At 67.2% G+C, this 19,677-nt stretch carries 9 protein-coding genes; 6 read left to right on the top strand and 3 right to left on the bottom strand.

Going from position 1 to position 19,677, the window contains the following annotated elements; translation table 11 throughout:
- Positions 1-25 precede the first annotated feature (25 nt).
- Complete coding sequence (locus tag DEJ16_RS13625; protein WP_258365986.1) at positions 26-1,180, top strand: PD-(D/E)XK nuclease family protein; 1,155 nt, start codon at positions 26-28, stop codon at positions 1,178-1,180.
- Here the strand turns inward: DEJ16_RS13625 and DEJ16_RS13630 are convergent, their stop codons facing one another.
- Positions 1,181-2,362: an McrC family protein gene (locus tag DEJ16_RS13630; RefSeq protein WP_146232887.1), complete on the bottom strand. Its 1,182-nt coding sequence runs from the start codon at positions 2,360-2,362 to the stop codon at positions 1,181-1,183. It abuts the gene before it with no gap.
- Positions 2,343-4,460 carry an McrB family protein gene (locus tag DEJ16_RS13635; protein WP_110826104.1) on the bottom strand — a complete coding sequence of 706 codons (2,118 nt, stop codon included), beginning with the start codon at positions 4,458-4,460 and terminating at the stop codon, positions 2,343-2,345. Before DEJ16_RS13635 ends, DEJ16_RS13630 begins: the two co-directional genes overlap by 20 nt.
- Before the next feature lie 224 nt (positions 4,461-4,684).
- On the opposite strand from DEJ16_RS13635, the gene DEJ16_RS13640 reads away from it, so the two are divergent.
- From DEJ16_RS13640 to DEJ16_RS13660, 5 genes are all read left to right on the top strand, one after another.
- Positions 4,685-5,683: a hypothetical protein gene (locus DEJ16_RS13640; RefSeq protein ID WP_110826105.1), complete on the top strand. Its 999-nt coding sequence runs from the start codon at positions 4,685-4,687 to the stop codon at positions 5,681-5,683.
- The gene (locus DEJ16_RS13645; protein WP_110826106.1) at positions 5,676-7,136 is read left to right on the top strand and encodes a hypothetical protein; all 1,461 of its coding nucleotides are present in this window, start codon (positions 5,676-5,678) and stop codon (positions 7,134-7,136) included. Before DEJ16_RS13640 ends, DEJ16_RS13645 begins: the two co-directional genes overlap by 8 nt.
- Positions 7,137-7,283: 147 nt before the next feature.
- The gene (locus tag DEJ16_RS13650; RefSeq protein WP_110826107.1) at positions 7,284-9,365 is read left to right on the top strand and encodes a nuclease-related domain-containing DEAD/DEAH box helicase; all 2,082 of its coding nucleotides are present in this window, start codon (positions 7,284-7,286) and stop codon (positions 9,363-9,365) included.
- A 27-nt stretch (positions 9,366-9,392) separates the two neighbouring features.
- Positions 9,393-11,444 carry a hypothetical protein gene (locus tag DEJ16_RS16020; protein WP_110899803.1) on the top strand — a complete coding sequence of 684 codons (2,052 nt, stop codon included), beginning with the start codon at positions 9,393-9,395 and terminating at the stop codon, positions 11,442-11,444.
- 155 nt (positions 11,445-11,599) lie between these two features.
- Complete coding sequence (locus tag DEJ16_RS13660) at positions 11,600-18,151, top strand: DUF4011 domain-containing protein (protein ID WP_258365992.1); 6,552 nt, start codon at positions 11,600-11,602, stop codon at positions 18,149-18,151.
- Positions 18,152-18,191: 40 nt separating this feature from the next.
- On the opposite strand, the gene DEJ16_RS13665 is transcribed toward DEJ16_RS13660, so the two are convergent.
- The gene (locus tag DEJ16_RS13665) at positions 18,192-19,469 is read right to left on the bottom strand and encodes an exonuclease domain-containing protein (protein WP_110826110.1); all 1,278 of its coding nucleotides are present in this window, start codon (positions 19,467-19,469) and stop codon (positions 18,192-18,194) included.
- Positions 19,470-19,677: the final 208 nt, after the last annotated feature.

Genomic DNA, 19,677 nt, shown 5'->3' on the forward strand with positions numbered 1-19,677 from the left:
GATGAATGAAGCCGCCCTCACGAAGATGGTCACAGCGCTCGTACCGACCATGGCGAGGAGCCTGGCCGAGCAGTTCAACGTGTTTCGAGTGATGCACCACGGCACACACGAGAAGCAGTTGTCGAACGTGTTCGCCTGGCTCCTGAGGGTCGACGCCACGCACCACCTCGGGGACGCGTTTCAACGCATCCTGCTTGCCCGCATCAACTCGGCTCTGTCTCGTGGTGAGCAGCTGCCGCTCGCCGGATTCCGCGTGCTTCAAGAGGTCGACACGACGACCGCTACCGATCCCGTTGAGGACATCGCCGACATCGTCCTGCTGCGCGACGACACAGCGGTGATGATCGAGAACTTCGAGTCATCCGACGGCCACGGGCACGACTACGAGAGCTACCTTGCCTACGGCAGCGCGAACGGGCGACGGAGCGTCGTCGTGATGCTCTGCGCCCGTCGTGAACGCCAGCGCCTGTCGATGGGCTGGGAGGATGCCGTCGTCGTCACCTACGCCGAGGTACTCGATGACCTTCGGGCGCACCTCGATGCTGATCGCAGGTGGCGTGGCGCGAACCCCCGCCAGGACGTGTTCATCAACGAGCTCATCGATCAATTCGTGGAGGGACCGCAGGCGATGACAGTGCAGGAACAGTTGGAGTTCATCAAGACGATGTGCGAGACCGGCGAGTCCGCTCGGTACGGGCGGCGCCCCGTCGCGTCAATCGCGGAGGACTTCGCGGCGCAGATCGCCCTGCACGCTCAGCGGCAGTTCGAGGACAGCCGTAGCACCCTCGGCTCGGTGAAACGCACCTTGCGCCAGCACGCGGTGCGCGTGGTCCGTCCCCGGGTGAACGAGCTCCTCGGTGCTGACACGGTCCACTCCGTGTCGGCGAACTTCCAAGGGCAGTGGGAGTGGTGTTCGACACTCGTGACACCGAGAAGTAAGCCGAACATCTTCCTGGAGTTCGGGCCGACCGCCGTGACGGAGAACGAACGAGCCCCAGAGCCCGTGAGCGAGCCCGACTACTCGAAGGTGTTCGTCACGCGGCAAGCAGGAGCGGGGATCGACCGCATCGTGCAGACGGACGTGACCCTGGAAGAGGTCCTCGCGGGGCTAGCCGACGACGACCAACGCCTGGTCGACGTCGTCGCCATCCTCATCCGTGATCATCCGACCCTGTCCTGATCACCGAGCTTGTACTCTCCGCGCGAACACCGACGACAACTGACGGGTGATGTGAACGACTGACTGATCGAGGTCGAGCGCGTGTTGTCGCACTTCCGGTCCGTTGATGACGGCGACGCGACGCGGCTCGTCCTCGCCCGCCGCGTACAGGAGGTGACCCCGTGACAACCCGAACCTCCGGCAGTACGCCGCCATCTGGTACAGATCAGCGTTCGGGTACTGCCCGTGCTTCTCCACCTTGTACTTCACGTCGATGCACGCCCGCACCTCGCCATCGACCACCCACACGAGGTCCGGCGCGATCTTCACCGTCCCCTCGACATCGAGCGTCGACTGGTACTGCGACACGAGCACTCCCCCGTACGGCTTGAACGCCTCGCGGAGCGCAGCCGACACGAAGTCCTCGAACACCGACCACATCTCGACGAGGAACCCGGAGGCGACGACCGAACCGGCCCGCTGCTCGATCGACGACCCGGACAGCACGAGCGAGGCCAACGCCAGCGCCGACGAGTACCGCTGGTTCCGCCGATCCGGCCGGACGACTGGTACCGGAGCACCGACCGGGATCAGGGACACCCCGTCGAGCACCCGGACGATCCGCTGCAACGCCCCGAGGGCGTCGGCCGGCACCCCGGGCAGCCGGAGGAGCCGAGTAGCAGCGGTCAGCAGCACCTGGTTTTCCGCGATGTCCTCGACGTAGTCGTCGAACGACACCTCGACCGGCAGCGGCTGCCCACCCCGCTGCGTCAGCTGGTCGCCGATCCGCCACCGCCCACGCACGAGTGGCAGCGCGTCCTCCCGCGTGACATACCCGCGGAGCGGCCCGCCTGCGAGCGCCCGTGAGGCCTGCCGCACGAGCGCGTGGGCGAGTGCCGGCACGAGGTCCTCGTCCTCCTCGAACCCGAAGTCGTCCTCGGTCCAGATCGCGCTCCCGGCACGCGCGTAGCCGAGCATCGCAAACAGGCGTCGGACGGGCGTCTTCGGCTTGAGCCACACGGTGTGCCCCGCGATCCGCACGACGCCCACCTTCCGGACACCGCTGACGCGGTACTCGTCGGCGCCCAGCGTCGGCGCGACCGACGCGATGTTCGCGGCGGCGAGCCCGACGGCCACCGCCCGCGGGAGCCGGTGCACGACCGGCTGGTCCGCCTCCCGCAACTCAATCGTCGACGAAAGCACCTTCGGCCCCGTCGGACACGGAGGGCGTCGCCTGGCGACGCAGCGTCGTCAGGCCGTACCGCGCCTCCAGGTCAACGCCTTCCCCGTAGTGGTGCTCCGCCAGGAGCGGCAGGATCTCGTACCGCCACACGTCCTGCAGGCCGGTCCCGGCCAGGTCTCGCATCAGGAAGGACGGGCCCACCTTCGCATCGTGGTCCTGGATCTGCGCGTTGAGTCGCGTCAGCAGGTCCGCACGGTCGTCCTGGAGGCCCTGGGTCACCACCCAGCGCGACAACACGTCCTGCACGGGCTCGCGTTCCGGGTGCAACTCGACGAACGCGAATCGGCGCCGCATCGCGGCGTCGAGCATCGCGATCGAGCGGTCGGCGGTGTTCATAGTGCCGATGACGAAGATGTTGCTCGGCAGGGTGAACGGCTCATCGCTGTAGAGCAGCGAGATCTCGCTGTCCCGGTACTCCAGCAGGAAGTACAGCTCACCGAACACCTTCGCTATGTTGCCGCGGTTGATCTCATCGATGACCAGGAAGTAGTTCGCCTCAGGGTTGGCCGCAGCCGCGTCGGCAAGCCGCCGAAGCGGACCCTTCCGGAGGGTGAAGGCGAGGTTGCCGCTGTCGTCATTGGCGACGGGGCGGAAGCCCTCGAAGAAGTCCTCGTACGAGTACGTCGGGTGGAACTGCACGATGGTGGTCTCGCCGTCGGTGCCGTCCGTCACGTGCTTCGACAGCGCTTGCGCGAGGAACGTCTTGCCCGTGCCGGGAGGTCCGTAGAGAATGACCTGCTTGCGGCGCTCGACGAGGTCGAGGGTCTCTTGCAGCCACAACTCGGGCATGTGCAATCGGCTGGCCATCGTCGATGTCACGGACGGGAACGGATCGCGCGGCTCCGAGCGCGGCGCAGGAATCGGCGCAGGCGGAACGATGTGCTCCTCAGGCTGTTTGACGGGTGCCAGCGGCTGCCATCGGCCGAGTAGAGGCTCGACGTAGAAGAGTGCTGGCCCGTTCGCCTTCTGTTGTAGGGCGATGGTCACCTGCTGGAATGCGGCGTCGGGATCGTCATCGGCTTGCCCCTCGATCTCTCCGACGAAGGCCGTGGTGATCGCTCTCCGCGCATCGGCGGAGATAACCTCTCCGAAGACGCCGGGGTGCACGAGGTAGAGCAACTCATTCCGTTGCGTCGGGAAGCTCTTGTCCGGCAACGTGTCAACGAAGTCGCGCCATGCCCACGGATCGTCGAGGGCATGACTGCGGTCCTCGTCGGACAAGGACGCCCAACGGAGGGCGCAGTTCACGACGAACGACATGGCTCGGAAGAGCTGGACCGACATCGCGGTTCCAGGGTTGAAGGACCAGGCACGGAAGGCGTCTTCGATCTCGGACGGGATCGTAACGGGGTGTGTCATCGTCTCGAGCAGGAGGGTGACCCGTTGCCGCTTCTTGCGTTCCCCTGGGTTCTGAAGTGGGAGGACCTGCCAGCAGATCAGTTCCGCCATCAGGAGTTTCGCGTCGTCCGAGGCACCCTCGAACTGCCCGACGAGCTTCGCGCCGAAGTCGTCCCCAGCGATGTCCGGTTGACCGATGAACCGGGCGACGACCTCCGCTACCACCTCCGAACGCCAGACCTGACGGCCCGGAGCGAACACCGAGTCCATCATGCGGAGGCCACGTTCGACGAAGAGTTGGCCTGTCGTCCTGACGGTCTCTGCACGCGCGTCGGGCGGCACGATCTCTGACTGGAGTCGGGCTTGGCGGTCTTCGCGGAGCGTGCGCTGGAAGGTGCGTTGCCGTTCGTTGAGCTCGTCGCGGAAGCGCTCGAACGGAACGTCGTCACCCGACGCACGCCGGCCCTGATCCGTGAGGTGCCACTCTCCGCGGACGGGCTTCGTCAGGTACCCGGCTTGCACAAGACCGGCGGACCCCCAGAAGAAGTCGGACTCGCCCTGTGGCTTCCCCTTCTGGTTCGCGTCGAGCTCCACGCCCTCCAGCGGTACTCGGGCACGAGCGGCTTCCCACACGTCGATGCGGCTTCCGATTCCACCGTGCTCGTCGAGGACACGAAGGGCCTCTCGGAGCCGATTGATCCGGTTCTCGGAACGGCTCATGCTGTTCTCCTGCGTCTCGCGGCCAGCGGACCGACTGGGTGGTCCGGGAGGCGTCTCCCCGCGCGGGGTTCTGCCTTGACCATCGGTCACGTTACTTGGGAACCGGGCGACTCGAGCAGAACACCCTCGACCATGGACCAGGGATGGGACAACCGGCTGTGGGCTGTCGCTCGTTCGGACTAGTTTGCTTCCCACCACTCGCCTGGCACGACGGAGGAACGTCAATGGTGGAACCGCGCAACCCGGAGACCGTCAAGAACGGCATCGCCAAGACCTTGGGCAGCGTCAGTAGGGCTGCGCGCGACACCTCTGCGCTGCTGGTCGACCGGGCATCCGAGGCGAAAGACAAGACGGTCCGAGCCGTCGGAGAGCTCGCCGCGCGCGATGACAACGAGGCCTCCTACGAGCAAGCAATTGTCGCCTACAACGCTGCGTTCACCGCGATGAACGACTCCGGCCTCTCGCTCCTCCGTCAACGGGAACGGTCGTCGGACATCCTGGAACTCGTGGAACTGCTGATCAACAGCATCGCGAACACCCCCAAGAACTTCGCCACTGCCTTCGAGGCCGTCGAGCTCCAGCGAACCGCGTTCCTCGACGCAGAGGAGTTCGCTCGCCGGGATCTCGCTGCTGCGCGAGCGTCAGCTGCAGGTGCCGGCGCTGGCCTGACCGCCGGCGCGGCCGTGGCCAGTCTTGCGCCGACGGCAGCCATGTGGATCGCGACGACCTTCGGTGCCGCCTCCACCGGTACAGCAATCTCCACTCTGTCCGGTGCTGCGGCGTCGAGCGCCTCGCTCGCGTGGCTCGGCGGCGGAGCAGTGGCGATCGGCGGCGGTGGGACTGCTGCCGGCAGCGCGCTCCTCGCCCTCGCAGGTCCGATCGGTTGGACGGTCGCGGGCGCGGCGCTCCTGACGTCGGTCGTGCTGTTCACGAAGAAGAAGCACGACAACCGCGAGGCGAGGCAGAAGGCCCTCACTGCGGTCAAGGAGAACACCGCGGCGGTGGCGCGGCTTCGGGCCAGGATCGAGCACCTGCTCGAGCGCTCCGTCTCCGTGCGCGAACTGCTCCGGAGCCGCTACGCGGAGTCGCAGGCGTTGTTCGCGCAGGACTTCCTCGAACTGTCGACGGCCGACCGGACGCGGCTGGCAGCGCTCGTCAACACAGCAATGGCATGCGCAGCCCTCCTGAGCGAACGCGTCATCGGCGAGGACGTCGATGTCTGACACGCGTAAGCCGGTATCGGCGATGCAGGAGCAGGCCACCGCAGCTTGGGTCGGTCATCTCAATCAGGTCCGCCTCGATGCCTTGCTCGAACGACTCACCAAGCAGGACGTCAATCTTTCGGACGCGCTCACGCACATCGACGAGGCGTTGCAGAAGATCGATCTCGAGGTCGTCGCGACGAACCGCGGCGGTACGAAGGGCATGCACGGTTTCATCGCCGAAGTCGCTGAGGTCGGCGTCGGCAACGCTCGAGCTCGAGTGGTCGGCGCGGAGGCCGTGTACGAGTGGGTCAACGACAACGGACCGGTGGACCTGCTGCGCGGAGGTCAGGCGATCCAGCAGAAGTTCGTCGCCGCTGGTGGCCGTCTCGGTCTCGGAGCGATCGCCGAGCACCTTGAGCGGTACCCGTCTTTCGTCGCGGATGGGGGGCGGTACCAGATCCCGGCTGACCACTACGAGGTCATCCGCACACTGCACGCCATGCCCCGAGAAGAGGCAGGCAAGCTCGTGTCCGGCGCAGCAGACGGCCCGTCCTTCCGGGACTGGAAGCGCGTTCACGCGTTCTTCGCGACGAACGAGCTCGACATCGACGCACTCGAAGCCTCGACGCTTGACTACAAGGACGTGCAGCGAGGCGTCTACGGTGCCTCGTTGGAGGCCGAAGAGGACTCGCTCCGCCGGACCGATCGCAAGCTCCGAGATCGGGCGCGAGCGGAGAGCGGCCCGTCGCTCCGCGAGGGGGCGCAAGCCACGCTCGTGGCTGCAGCGATCGAGGGCGGCAGCACGTTCGCGTTCGCGGTCATCGCCAAGCGACGACAAGGTACGAAACTCGCGGACTTCACCGCCGAGGATTGGAAAGAGATCGGCGACCGCAGCGGTATCGCCTTCGCGAAGGGTGGCGTCCGCGGCGCGGGGGTCTATGCGATCACCAACATGATCCCGACGTCCGACGCGGTCGCGAGTTTGATCGTCACCGCTGCCATCAGCGTCGCCGAGCAGGCACACAAGTTGCGCAGTGGCGAGATCACGGAGGCACAGTTCCTCGAGAACGCCGAGTACGTCTGTCTCGAGAGTGCCGTCGGCGCTCTGTCGGCCTTGGTCGGGCAGGTACTCATCCCGGTGCCGTTGCTGGGCGCGGTGATCGGCACCACGATCGGATCGGTCATGTACCGAGCCGCAGCGTCATCGCTCGACCGACGTGAGGCCGAGTTGATCGCCGCCTTCCGCGACGAGCAGATCCAGCTCGATGCGCACCTCGCAGCCGAACACCAGCAGCTCCTCGAACACATCGGTGTCAGTACCGCTCGGTACATCGAGGTGCTCGACCTCGCTTTCTCTCCCGACCTCGGGGTTGCGCTCCAGGGCTCGATCGCGCTCGCTGCTCACGTCGGTGTCGCTGCCGACCAGATACTCGACACTGAAGACAAGACGCTCTCGTACTTCGTCGACTGAAGACGGACCGCAAGAGGAACGCACCACTCGTCCCCCTAAGTGGTGCTCCCGCTGTTGGTCCCGCGCGCACGAGGATGAGTCAGCACCGCCCAATCCGGGGACCGCAGGCGGCGCCCGTCTCGACGCGTCCCCGAGGGGCACACGACGATGACGATCGCAGGGGAATCGGCAGGCGTCGAAGCACGCCGTCAGCGCGGCAGAGCAAGCGAGCTCCGCCGCCAGGCTGACGAGGCCGAGCAGCGCGCCGGCCGCTTCGAGGTCGCCCACCGAACCGAGGCCGAGACAGCACGCACGCTCGCACCCCTCGCCGGCATCGGCTACCACCTCCTCGCCGACCGCCGCTGGCCCGGCAGTAGTACCGCGAACGTCGACATGGTCGTCGTCGGCAACTCCGGCGTCTGGATCGTCGACACGAAGGCCTGGCGCGAGGTCGCGATCGACAACGACCGCATCAGGCGCGGCCAGGAGGACGTCACGGACGACGTTGCTCGCCTCGCCGACCTCGCGTGGGACACCGAGAAGGTTCTCGCCGACGTCGGCCTCGCTCCCGGTGAGGTGCATGCCGTCGTCGCCCTCGCAGGCAAGAAGGGCATCGAGGCGCGAGTGGCCTCGGTCGACATCGTCGGCACGCACGACCTCATCGGACACATCACCCGCCCGAAGGCTCGGCTCTCCCCCAGGCGCGTCGACGAGGTCCTCGCCGCCGTCATCTCGCACTTCCCGGTGATGGACGGCGCGGCCGCAAGTACCCAGCAAGTGATCGTCCCGCAGACCGTCGTCCCTCGCGCACCCGAGCCGCAACCGGAGCCGGTCGATCAGGACGAGCTCGACCGTCAGCTCCTCGACGGCATCCTCGAGGCGCCGATCGAGGAGTGGATGGCCTCGCTCGACCCCGCACAGGCGAAGCTCGTCCGTCGCAGCTTCAACGGCCCGGCCCGTATCCGCGGGGCAGCCGGCACGGGCAAGACCGTGGTCGGACTGCACCGGGCTGCCTACCTGGCCCGTTCGACGGGTGGCCGCATCCTCTTCACCACCTACATCCGCACGCTGCCGGCAGTGCTCGAGTCGCTCCTCGAGCGCTTGGCGCCGGAGATGGTCGGCCGCGTCGACTTCGTCAACGTGCACGCATTCGCCACCCGCCTCCTCAAGGAACGCGGGATCGCGTTCCGCACGCCCGGACGGGAGGCCCAACTCACGTTCGCCGATGCATGGAACGCAATCAGCGCCTCCAGCCCGTTGAAGGCGACGCGCTTCACGCGTCGCTACTGGGAGGAGGAGATCAGCCACGTCATCAAGGGACGCGGGCTGACCCACTTCGATGAGTACGCGGACCTCGCCCGCGTCGGGCGGAAGCACCGGTTGACCGTTGACGACCGGCAGGCCGTGTGGGACCTGTACGAGGCGTACTCAGCCGGTCTCCGCGAGCGCGGCGGCTGCGACTGGGAAGACGTGATCCTGCTCGCCCGTGACGCACTGCGGGAGGTCCCGCTCGACCGGTACGACGCGGTGATCGTCGACGAAGCGCAGGACCTGTCCTGCGCGATGGTCTCGCTCCTCCACTCGCTCGTCGGCGACCGCTCCGACGGGCTCACCCTCATCGGCGATGGGCAGCAGACCATCTACCCGGGCGGCTACACACTCGGAGAGGTCGGCATCAGCCTCGCCGGACGCGGTGTCGTGCTCGACGTGAACCACCGCAACACGGCGGAGATCCTCGAGTTCGCCAAGCAGATGGTGGCCGACGACCAGTTCGTCGACATCGAGGGCGTCGACGGCGCTGGCGACTCGGTCTCCGCTGTGACGCGCTCCGGACCGCAGCCGGGCATCAACCACTTCCGCAGCCGGACCGAACACGACGACGCGTTGCTCGCCCGGGTGGAAGAAGTCTCTCGTCTCGTGGGCACGGGACGCGGTGACGTCGGCATCCTGACGGCGACCAACCCGCAGGCCGACAAGGTGATTGCGCTGCTCGCCGACGCCGGGGTGCCGACCGTCTCGCTGAAGAACTACGCCGGCAAGAGTTCCGACATGATCCGTGTCGGCACGATCAAGCGGGCGAAGGGCCTCGAGTTCAAGCAGGTGCTCCTGCCGCACGTGCCGGCCAAGCTGCTCGCAGACCCGCCGCTCACGGAGTCCGAGTCGGCGAAGGAACGGCGTGAGCTCGACCGCCGGGAGCTGTACGTCGGGATGACGCGGGCGCGGGACGGGCTCTGGGTCGGGGTGCGGTGAGGTGGGTTGACCGGGAAGGTCTTGAAGATGAATGAGACGCGTGGACTGATGACTTCCTCGGACCGTTCGGCGGTTCTCGAGGCACAGCGCGCCGCCCAGCAGCAGTCGGTCGGCTACCGAGCTGTGCTCCGATTGCCTGTAGGTACCGACGCAGTGCAGCTGGCGGAGCAGGAGGTGCGCGCTTGGCTTCTGACCAAGACCCGTCCCCGCCGATCAGCAACGCTCGACACTGCTGGTTGGGAAGGGTCGGGTGACTTCGTACTCGGGCCGCAGGCCGTTCTCTCAGTGACCGACCGCTCTGACGAGCGCGGACAAGTACGCCGGCAGTTGATCCGGCTCGTCGAGCGCAATAACGGCTCGTGGATCGTCTCCGTCTATGCGCTGACAAGCGGGACCGGCCGGAGCTCCACATCAGCGCTCGTGATCGAGACCGGTCGGGTGAGCGAGAAAGCCGAGGACTCGGTTCTGACGGTCGCCCCACCGCGGATCGTCGGGCAGATCCTCGACCGCGTCGAAGTGCGTGACGGCTCGGCTCGGCTGACCAACACGCCGCAGGTCGTCCGGCAGGATGAAGTCGGGGATCTCATCGACGTCCTGACCGACGAAGCCCGCTCGACATCGGTGATCGTCGCTTCATCGCTCGGGGCTGACACAGACAGTGCCTGGGCGAAGACCGTCGAGAGCCTCACGCAGTACAGCGTCGGCGTCGCGTCCGTCTACGTGATGACGCACGACGCCGTCGCCGAGTTCAATTCGCTGATGCCGGCATCCCATGCTGTGCAGCCTGGGCGCATCAGGACCTTCGCGCCTTCCGTCGACCTGGAAGCGGCCTTCGATTCGGTGCGACACAGGGTCTTGGGGCCCTCGACCTTCGCGCGGGCAATACGGCGAGGCAAGGCAGACGTTGCACTCCGAGCGACGCACGCGTCCGGCATACGGCGACGGCTCCTCGAACTCGAGCTGCCGAAGGACGTCCGGCGCACGATGCGCCTGTTGCTCGAAGAAGAAGCCCGACGAGCGCGAGGCACCCTGATCGACGAAGTCGTCTCGGAGGAACTGGGCGCCCGCGGGGTCGTTCCGACGGCCGCTGAAGGTCGGCGCTCAGACGCCCGCGACGACAGCGACGGGGAGCACGGCGAGGCAGCGCCCGCCCTCTCCGAACCCGTACCAGCGCGAACGGGCGCTCTGCGCGTCCCGATGGACTGGGCACCGGACGAACGCCCTGCCGTTTCATCCACACTCCTGCACCGTGCCGGTGCATTTGTCCTTCGCTGGCTCAAGGTCACGGACCCGCGTGAGGAGCACTTCGACGAGCTCGACAAGCTCATCGGGGCAGCGGCGCTCGAGAAGGACACGTACGAACGTCTTTTCGCTGAGGCTGGCGACCGCGAGTCGGATCTCAGCGACAGGATCAAAGACCTCAACTCCCGTATCGCAGACCTCGAGGTAGAGGCAGCGATCGAGGCAGATGAGGCCCGGAAGGCAGCGCGTGAACGGGACTGGCTCCGGCGGAGCCTCGATGCAGATCAACGTGCCCGCTTCGCACCTGTCGGGGACGAGTCGCTGTGGGAGGCTCCCGTTGACGTCCGCGAGCTGGTTGCAAGACTCACTGCGGGAACCGACGCTCATCACGCTCGTGATCGAGTCGTCTTCACCGGTGACGAGGACATCGCTGCCGAAGTCGACGACCGTGACGGAACGGGGCGGTATGCAGCTGCCCTCTGGTCGTACGTGCGCGTGCTGTACGACTACGTCGACGCGAAGAAGAACGGCTATGCCGGCAATGTTCACATGTACCTCAACGACGACGCCCAGGCGGGCACCAAGTGTTCGCCGGATCGCCATGCCGCAACGGAGAGCATGACGGTGATCAACAACAAGAAGATGCACGCCGAGCGCGTGCGGCCGGTCCCGTTGTCCGTGGACGCGTCCGGCGCGGTACCGATGCTGGCGCACTTCAAGCCGACCCATCGCGATCGATTCGCGCCGCGGATGCACTACTTCGACGATTCGGATCGCTCGGGCATGATCTACATCGGGTACATCGGTCGCCACCTCACGACGCCGAACGCGCATTGAGCGCTGAGGGCCCGAAGCGTTTGGGAGCAACCACGGGTGCGTGGAACGCACCAGTGTCCACACCTGACGGTGGCTCATGCCACGATGTGGCAGTCGGACGACTGCGCGGCACAACCGCGACGGCGTCCACCAACGAGAACTGGGGAGAACCGCTGGTGAACAACGCGGACCACGTCGCTGCTGGACTACGGACCCTCGCGGCGGGTCTCCGGCCGGTCGTCGCATCGACCCTGGAGCCGCGACTGCGTCCCGGCGTGTCCTGGACCGAGATCCTGGCGGTGAAGGACCGCGAGAAGGGCGGCGGCGAACGGCGCTACGACGAGGCCGACCTGCAGGTGTTGCTCCGGATCGTCACTGAGACGCTGCCCCGTCTAGGGCGTCCCTTCGACGCGCTCCTCGACCGGAACGGGAGTCGCCTCGCTGGAGAACTCCGTGAAGTCCGGAACCGTTGGGCCCACAACGTCGAGTTCGACGACGCAGACACCTACCGAGCACTCGACAGCGTCTACCGCCTCCTCGATCTCCTCAGCGCCGTCGAAGAGGCTGACCAGGCCGCGTCACTTCGGCGCGACTTTCAAGTGACAATGGTGGGGTCGGCCGCTGGGCGGCCGCAGGTCGTCGACAGCGCCCGATCGGTGACGCCGACCGACGAGCGGACGGACTCCCCCGGTCGCTCGCCGAGTTCGACGGAGATCACGCTCGTCGGGGCCAGCATCGTCAGCTACGCGATGGCCCACAACCGTGTCCGTGTGCTGCCCGGAGTCACGATCCAGCACCGGGGCCCGGCGGTCAGGAACGCCCGACTCACGGTGAGCATCGAGTCGGCGGGGTCTGAACTCGGCGAGCCGCGGGAATACTTCTTCGATCTCGAGCCGTCGAGCGAGGCCGTGTCGAAGACCGATCTCGGCTTGACACTCGACCCGACGCAGATGATGCGGGTCGAAGACTCGCGACCAGGGCTCGTGCGAGCCGTGCTCCGTGATGGTGACGACGTCCTCGCTGAAGCGGCCGCTGACGTGCACGTCCTCGCCGCGAGCCAGTGGCTCCTCGTCCCGAGCCAGGTCGAGCTCTCCCTCGAAATGCTCGCCGCGCACGTGCAACCGAACCATCCGGCACTCGCGCCGGTCATGGACGATGCCTCGAACCGCCTCAGGTCCATGACCGGCGACGGGTCCTTTGTCGGGTACCAACAGGACGAGGAACGCGTCGACCGGACGGTCCAGGCCATGGTCGCGGCGATCCGCGCGCGCCACGTCCGCTACAGCGTTCCGCCTGCGAGCTGGTCGGACGTCGGTCAGAAAGTCCGAACGCCGGCCGAAGTCCTCGACGACCGCTTCGGCACGTGCCTCGACACCGCGACGACGCTCGCCGCTGCCCTGGAGCGTGTCGGCGTGCGCTCGATGATCGTCGTCGTACCGGGGCATGCCTTCCTCGCCTACTGGCGCGTGGAGCAGCAGCTCCCGAACGTGGTGATGGACGACCACACGGTGTTGCGGAACCTGCTGGCCGAGGGACAGATCTCAGTCCTGGAGACCACCATGCTGACCGACGAGGATCAGGACGCGTCCTTCGAGGACATCCGTCGGGCCTCCGTGGACAAGATCCGTGCGTACGGGCTGAGCGAGCTGTTCGGGTACGTCGACCTGTACCTCGCCCGCTCGGTCGCGCGGATCCTGCCGCTCCCTGCGCGCGTCACCCGGCAGGACGGCCACGTGACGGTCGTCGAGTACCAGGTCGAACGGACGGACCCGGCCGCGTACGTACCGCCCGTCTTCGACGGCTCCGCAGCACGGGCGGACGACGAAACGCCTCCTCGGGTCCGGCAGTGGAAGAACAACCTGCTCGACCTCAGCCTGCGGAACCGGCTCATCAACTTCACGAAGACGGCGCAGTTCCCGTTGTTCGTCGCATCCGACGGACTCGCGGAGTTCGAGGACGTCCTCAGCGCCGGAGAGTCGATCGAACTCCTGCCGTCCGACGCACTGCCCGCGGTCGTCCGCGAACGCGGCGTGCAGTGGGCATCGCAGCTCCCCGACGCGGACCGGACCACCCTGTTCCGGACCAAGCGGCAGTTGTTCGCGGACGCCGCGACGGTGAACTACACGCGGAAGTTACAAGCCCTCGCGTACAAGGCGAAGACCGTTGTGGAGGAGACCGGGTCGAACAACCTGTACATCGCGCTCGGATCGCTCGTGTGGAGCATCAAGGGCAAGGAGGTCCGGTCGCCGCTCATCCTCGTCCCGGTCACCCTGAAGACGCGCGCCAGAGGTGGGACTTACCGGATCACCCTCGACGACGCCGGGGCGTCGACACCGAACTACAGCCTGCTCGAGAAGCTCCATGCCGAATACGGCCTGCGCATCCCCGAGCTCGCGGAACCGGCGCAGGACGCATCCGGCATCGACGTCAACGCCGTCTTCGCCGCCACCCGTCGGGCGATCATGGGTGCCGGCGTGTCCGCGACGATCGAGCCCACCGTCGACCTCGCGGTACTGCAATTCGCGAAGTTCCGCCTCTGGAAGGACCTCGACGAGAACTGGCGCGAGCTTTCCGAGAACCCACTGGTGAAGCACCTCATCGACCAGCCGACCGAGCCGTTCGTCGGCGCTCCGGTCGATCTCGACGTCACTGCCCCGGACAGCGCGCTCGACGAGCTGCTCGGAGAGCTGCCGGTGTCCGCCGACTCGTCACAGCTACAGGCCGTCGCCGCCGCCAGCGAGGGCCACACGTTCGTCCTCGAAGGACCTCCCGGCACGGGCAAGTCCCAGACGATCACCAACCTGTTGGCTAAGGCAATCGCGGACGGCCGCCGAGTGCTGTTCGTCGCTGAGAAACGCGCGGCCCTCGATGTCGTGCAGCGACGACTCGCACAGGTCGGGCTCGGGCCCTTCACCCTCGATCTGCACGACAAAGGCAGCAAGCCGGTCGAGGTCCGGGCACGGCTACGGGAAGCCCTGGCACAGCGCCCACTCGTCGACACCGAAGCCCTCCGCCGGGCCTCGGACAACGCCGCGGTCTCGCGCGGACGGCTGGCACGGTACGCCGTGCAGCTCCACGCCGAGAACGCCGCTGGCCGCTCGTTCTACTCAGCTCGGAACGCAGAGCTCGCAACCGGCGACACTACGTTCGAGCTCGAGGTCCCGCTCCCGATGGCCGGGACAGTGACGTCCGCACAGCTCCATGAGATCCGGACCGTCCTGCGCGAACTCCCGGACCTCGCGCTCCGGGCGAAGCCTCGTCCGGACCACAGCTGGGCGTTCGTGGACCCGTCGGATGAGGCAGCAGACGCCGCCGACCTCGCGCGGCGGGTGACGCGCTTCGATGCGGCCCTCGCGGGCCTCCCCTCCGACGACGTCGTCCTGGAGGCCGTGCTCACGGCGCCGACGACAGCGGACGCCCGGCTCCTGGTCGCCGTCTTGGAGGCTCCGCCTGTGGACGCCCCGGTGCTCGAAGAGGCGCGGACCGAGCGGTGGCGAAGCGCCGTGGACTCGCTCGGCGCTGAGACGGCCGGCTTCGCTGACCGCTTCACCGACGTCCTCTCCGTCCTGCGGCCCGACGTGCTCCGTATGGACCTCCCCCGGATCGCGCATGACGCAGCGACAGCTCAGGAATCGGGGATGTTCGGCCGGAAGAAGCGCGTCGCTGCCGTCGCTCAGGAGTTCGGATCCGTCCTGCAGGCGGACGTCGAACTCGATCACGCGCGCCTAGTACCGCTGACCCGCCGTGCAGCTGAGATGCAGGAGCACGCCCGATCGCTGGGCAGTCGCGTGCGGTCCGTTCCGGGCATCGACGTCGACGCCGCCTGGAGTCCGCTCGAGCACCACGACCGTGTTTCCGTCGCTCGGCAGGTCGACGATCTCACGCAGCTCGTCCGTTCGACGGACACCGCGAGCGCCTCTGACGAGGATCGACGGTTCCGCGCAGCACTCAAGCGCTGCGCGACGCGCGTAGGGCCAGTCGACGGCACAGTTCTCGCAGCCGTCCAAGAGTACGCCGGAGCCCTCAGTGATCTCCTCGACATGCCCCACGCGACTCCCGAGTCGTGGCGACGCTGGCTGCGGGACATCCCGCTGCTCGAGCGCTGGTCCGCGACGGCAGCCGGTCGCGACGGCGCGCGGATGACCGGTGTCACGCCGCTCGCGTGGTTGCAGTGGCGGCATGCTCTCCAGGTGCTCCGAGTGGCAGGCATGACCGCCGCGTACGACGCACTGCTCATCGGGGCGGTGCCTGCCGAAGAGGCGATCGAGGCCTTCGAGCGCGGTCTCGCTGCGGCGATGCGCCGCGAGCGGGCGCAGTCCACGGGTCTCGAGTCCTTCGATGCCCCAGGACACGTCCGACACATCGATCGCTACACGGCGGCGGCGCTCGAGGTGCGTGACCACCTGCCGCGGCAGATCCCACACCAGGTCGTCTCACGGCGGTCGTTCACGGCGACGAACGCAACCGGTCCCGCTGGCCGGCTGGTAGCCGAGATCGGCAAGCAGCGCAGCCGAATGAAGCTCCGCGAGATGATGTCGACCTACGGCGAGGTCATCACCGAACTGACGCCGTGTGTCCTGGTCAGCCCGGATTCGGTCGCGCGGTTCTTCGAGGCGAAGAGCGGGCTGTTCGACCTCGTGGTGTTCGACGAGGCGTCGCAGGTGCGCGTCGCCGACGCCATCGGCGCCATGGGCCGCGCTCGGGCGGTGGTGGTCGTCGGGGACTCGAAGCAGATGCCGCCGACGTCGTTCGCCGAAGCCGCCCTCGGCGACGACGAGGACGACGAAAGCCCGTTGGAGTCGGTCGCGGTGGACGAGGAGTCGATCCTCGCCGAGTGCGTGCAGGCACGCGTGGATCGGTACCAGCTGACCTGGCACTACCGCAGTCAGGACGAGTCGCTGATCGCCTTCAGCAACCGGCACTACTACGAGGACCAATTGACGTCCTTCCCTGCACCGGCGCTCGGCACCGCCGATGACGGTATCGACGGGCACGGCGTCTCACTTCGCCGTGTCGACGGCACGTTCATCCGTGCAGGGGCCGGGGCGACCACCAAGTCGCTCCGCACGAATCCGGTCGAAGCCGCAGCGATCGTCGCGGAGATTCAAGCGAGATTCGCACACTCACTCGAGTCGTTCCCCTCACTCGGCGTCGTCACGTTCAATGCGCAGCAACGCGCGCTGATCGAGGAATTGCTTCGGTCGTCTGGAGACGAACGGATCAGCGAAGCGTTGGACACTGCTGTCGACGGGCTCTTCGTCAAGAACCTCGAGAACGTCCAGGGCGACGAGCGCGACACGATCCTGTTCTCGACGGCGTTCAGCAAGAACGACAAGGGTGTCCTACCACTGAATTTCGGGCCGCTCACGAACCCCGGCGGCGAGCGGCGGCTCAACGTCGCCATCACACGTGCCCGGCGTCAGGTCATCCTGTTCTCGAGCTTCGATCCGCAGGACCTGCGCGCCGAGGAGACGAATTCGGTGGGCATCAAGCATCTGCGTTCCTACCTCGAACTGGCGCAGCGAGGGCCCAACGCAGTGCTCAGCGCGCCCTCGAGTAGCGCGCTCACCGATCTCCACAGGGAGGAGATCGCCAAGGCACTTCGAGCACGTGGGCTCGCTGTGACCACGGACGTCGGACTTTCCGACTTCAAGGTCGACATTGCCGTTGCCTCCGCCAACGCACCGCACGCACCGACCGTGGCCGTTCTCCTCGACACAGCGGCTTGGGCTGATCGTGCCACCGTGGCTGACCGCGACGCCCTCCCGACCGAAGTCCTTCAGGGCCTCATGCACTGGCCGAGCGTGCAGCGTGTGTGGCTTCCTGAGTGGCTGTCGTCGCAGGAGGCGGTCCTCGATCGCATCGCAGCCGCAGTAGAACACACCGCCCGACAAGCCGGAGATGCCGTCGTCGATGAGAAGGCGCCCGCCGAGACGGACACCGGTAGTGAGGCCGCGCTGGTCACCGGCGACACGCCGAGGCTTTCAACTTCTGGGGACGTTGACGATCGACGGCCTTCATCCCAACGGGTGGACGCCGCCGCAAGACCATCGATGCCGCAACTCGCTGACGCTGTGCCAACTTCACGAAGGCTTCTGCGGCAATCGGCTAATGCCGGCCTGGAGAAGCCGAGCGGCAAGTCGCAAGGGCCCTCTGATGCTCTTGTTGGAAGCGCGAAGCCGTTCGTTCCGTGGGAAAGGCGCACTGCTGGTGTCGGCGTCGTTCTGCGGGACATCCGGCAGCCAGACAACGCAGCGCTGGTGCAGAGCGTCATCTACGAAGTCGTGCAAGCTGAAGGACCGGTGTCCGCGCGCGCTCTCGTCACGGCGGTGTCTGAAGCGTTCGTTGCGCCGGAATTGGCGGAAGAAGAAGAGCAGGCAATCCTTGAACTCGTTCCGCCTATGTTCCGATGGAGCGCGGACGAACGCTTCATCTGGCCGGTGGGTCTGACGCCCGAACAGTGGAACGACTTCCGCGTCCCTTCCCCCGGTTCAGCAGAGCGTCTGGTGGAAAACATCAGTCTGCGTGAGATCATCAACGCGATGCGGCATGTCCTGCGGGAGAACGGAAGTCTGGCGGAAGACATCTTGCGTCGCGAGACCCACGCTCTGTTCGGGGGGAGACGGATGAACAGCGCCGTGCTGGGTCGGATGACGGAAGCGACAGTCGCCGGCGTTGCGTCGAGTCGCTTGCGCCGCACTGAAATCGGGACCCTCACGCTCCCATGACACTTCGCACGTATCCGCCTGTACGGGTACGCGCGAGCGGTCACGACTTCCGAGCGGCAGCGAGCGCCGTCTCCAGGACGTCTTCTTCGATGATGGGGATGCGGTACTCCCGCGCCTTCCGCGCCTTGCCGGACAGGCTGTCGACGTCCGCCGCGATGAGCACGGCGGTCTTCTTCGTGACGTTCGGAGCCGACTTGATGCCGAGCCGCGCGAGGTCCGCCTCGATCTCCGGCCGGCTCCGCCGCATCTCACCGGTGAGGGTGACGATGCTGCCCTCACCCAGGTCGATGGACGGCTCGGCAGCTGCCGCGGTCGACGTCGGCTGCTGCGCGGCGGAGAACCACCGTGCACCCATGCGGGCGGGCTGCCGGCTGTGCACCGCGTGCTCGAGCTCGTCGTCCGTCACTCCGAGCAACCGCGCGACTCCCTCGAGCTGGATGTGGTCCTGGATGGTCAAGACGCCGTCTGCCCACACCGCTTCGACCAGGTCGCCGAAGTACCGCCGGTGCAGATCCGTGCGGGCAGCCGCATCCAGCCCGAACTCGGTCGCGTACGCGCCGAGCTGATCAGCGTCGCTCGCGGCGAGCAGGTCCTCGGACACCGCACGGTCGAGGACGGCCGCATAGAGCGTGGCCTCCGCGCTGCCGTCGACGACGGGCAGTCGGTCCGTCGCCACATCGACGCGGGTCCGGGTCCCTGCTCCGGTCGAGCGGTTGCGCGCGGTCCACGCCCGACCACTGCGCGGGACACCGGGCCAGCGCTGCCCGCCGGCCAGGGTGCCCCAGGTCGTCCAGCGCGGATCACGGCGGGACGATCCGATGTAGGCGCCGAGCAGACGGGCGGTAGCGTGCGCGTCGGCGAGCGCCTCGTGCGCGTCGACGAGCTCGATGTCGTAGGCGCTGCAGCAGTCGGCGAGCTTCCGGCCGGACCCGGGGAGGAACTCCTGCGCGAGCCGCATCGTGCAGAGCGCACTGCTCGCCTGCTTCAGTGGCGAGCGGTGTCCGAGCCGTTCGAACTCGGCGTGCAGGAACCGCGCCTCGAACGAGGCGTTGTGCGCGACGACGACGCGACCCTGCAGACGGTCTGCCAGGTCACCGGCGACGTCCGCGAAGGTCGGAGCACCCGCCATGTCGGCACCACGGAGGCGGTGGATGTGCACGGGGCCGAGGTCGCGGTTCGGGTTGACGACGGTCTCGAAGGTCTGCTCGACCTCGCCGTCCGGCGTGACGTGGACGATCCCGATCTCGATGACGCGATGCCCGTAGGACGGAGCGAGTCCGGTCGTCTCGAGGTCGATCACCGCGTAGCCGTTGTGCATCGTGCACTCCTCCCCAGCGCAACGGTCCCGCGCGGCGCTGCACCATCATCACCGCGATGGCGACCCGTGGCGACCTCCTGTTCGAGGGGCGTCCACCCGAGCCCTGGACCGAAGCGCCGAGTCCGGACCGACCGCCAGCCCAGGACCAGCACGGAAGGCATCCTCCGATCGGAGGACCCCGCTCCACCCCTGTCTCTTATACACATCT

The sequence above is a fragment of the Curtobacterium sp. MCJR17_055 genome (assembly GCF_003224335.1).
In the GTDB taxonomy this organism is placed as follows: domain Bacteria; phylum Actinomycetota; class Actinomycetes; order Actinomycetales; family Microbacteriaceae; genus Curtobacterium.

Bases quoted from the DNA above. Each gene is read 5' to 3' on its own strand.
- DEJ16_RS13650 (WP_110826107.1), top strand. From the start codon at position 7,284: ATGACGATCGCAGGGGAATCGGCAGGCGTCGAAGCACGCCGTCAGCGC.
- DEJ16_RS13645 (WP_110826106.1), top strand. From the start codon at position 5,676: ATGTCTGACACGCGTAAGCCGGTATCGGCGATGCAGGAGCAGGCCACC.
- DEJ16_RS13640 (WP_110826105.1), top strand. From the start codon at position 4,685: ATGGTGGAACCGCGCAACCCGGAGACCGTCAAGAACGGCATCGCCAAG.
- DEJ16_RS13635 (WP_110826104.1), bottom strand. From the start codon at position 4,460: ATGAGCCGTTCCGAGAACCGGATCAATCGGCTCCGAGAGGCCCTTCGT.
- DEJ16_RS13665 (WP_110826110.1), bottom strand. From the start codon at position 19,469: ATGCACAACGGCTACGCGGTGATCGACCTCGAGACGACCGGACTCGCT.
- DEJ16_RS13625 (WP_258365986.1), top strand. From the start codon at position 26: ATGGTCACAGCGCTCGTACCGACCATGGCGAGGAGCCTGGCCGAGCAG.
- DEJ16_RS16020 (WP_110899803.1), top strand. From the start codon at position 9,393: ATGAATGAGACGCGTGGACTGATGACTTCCTCGGACCGTTCGGCGGTT.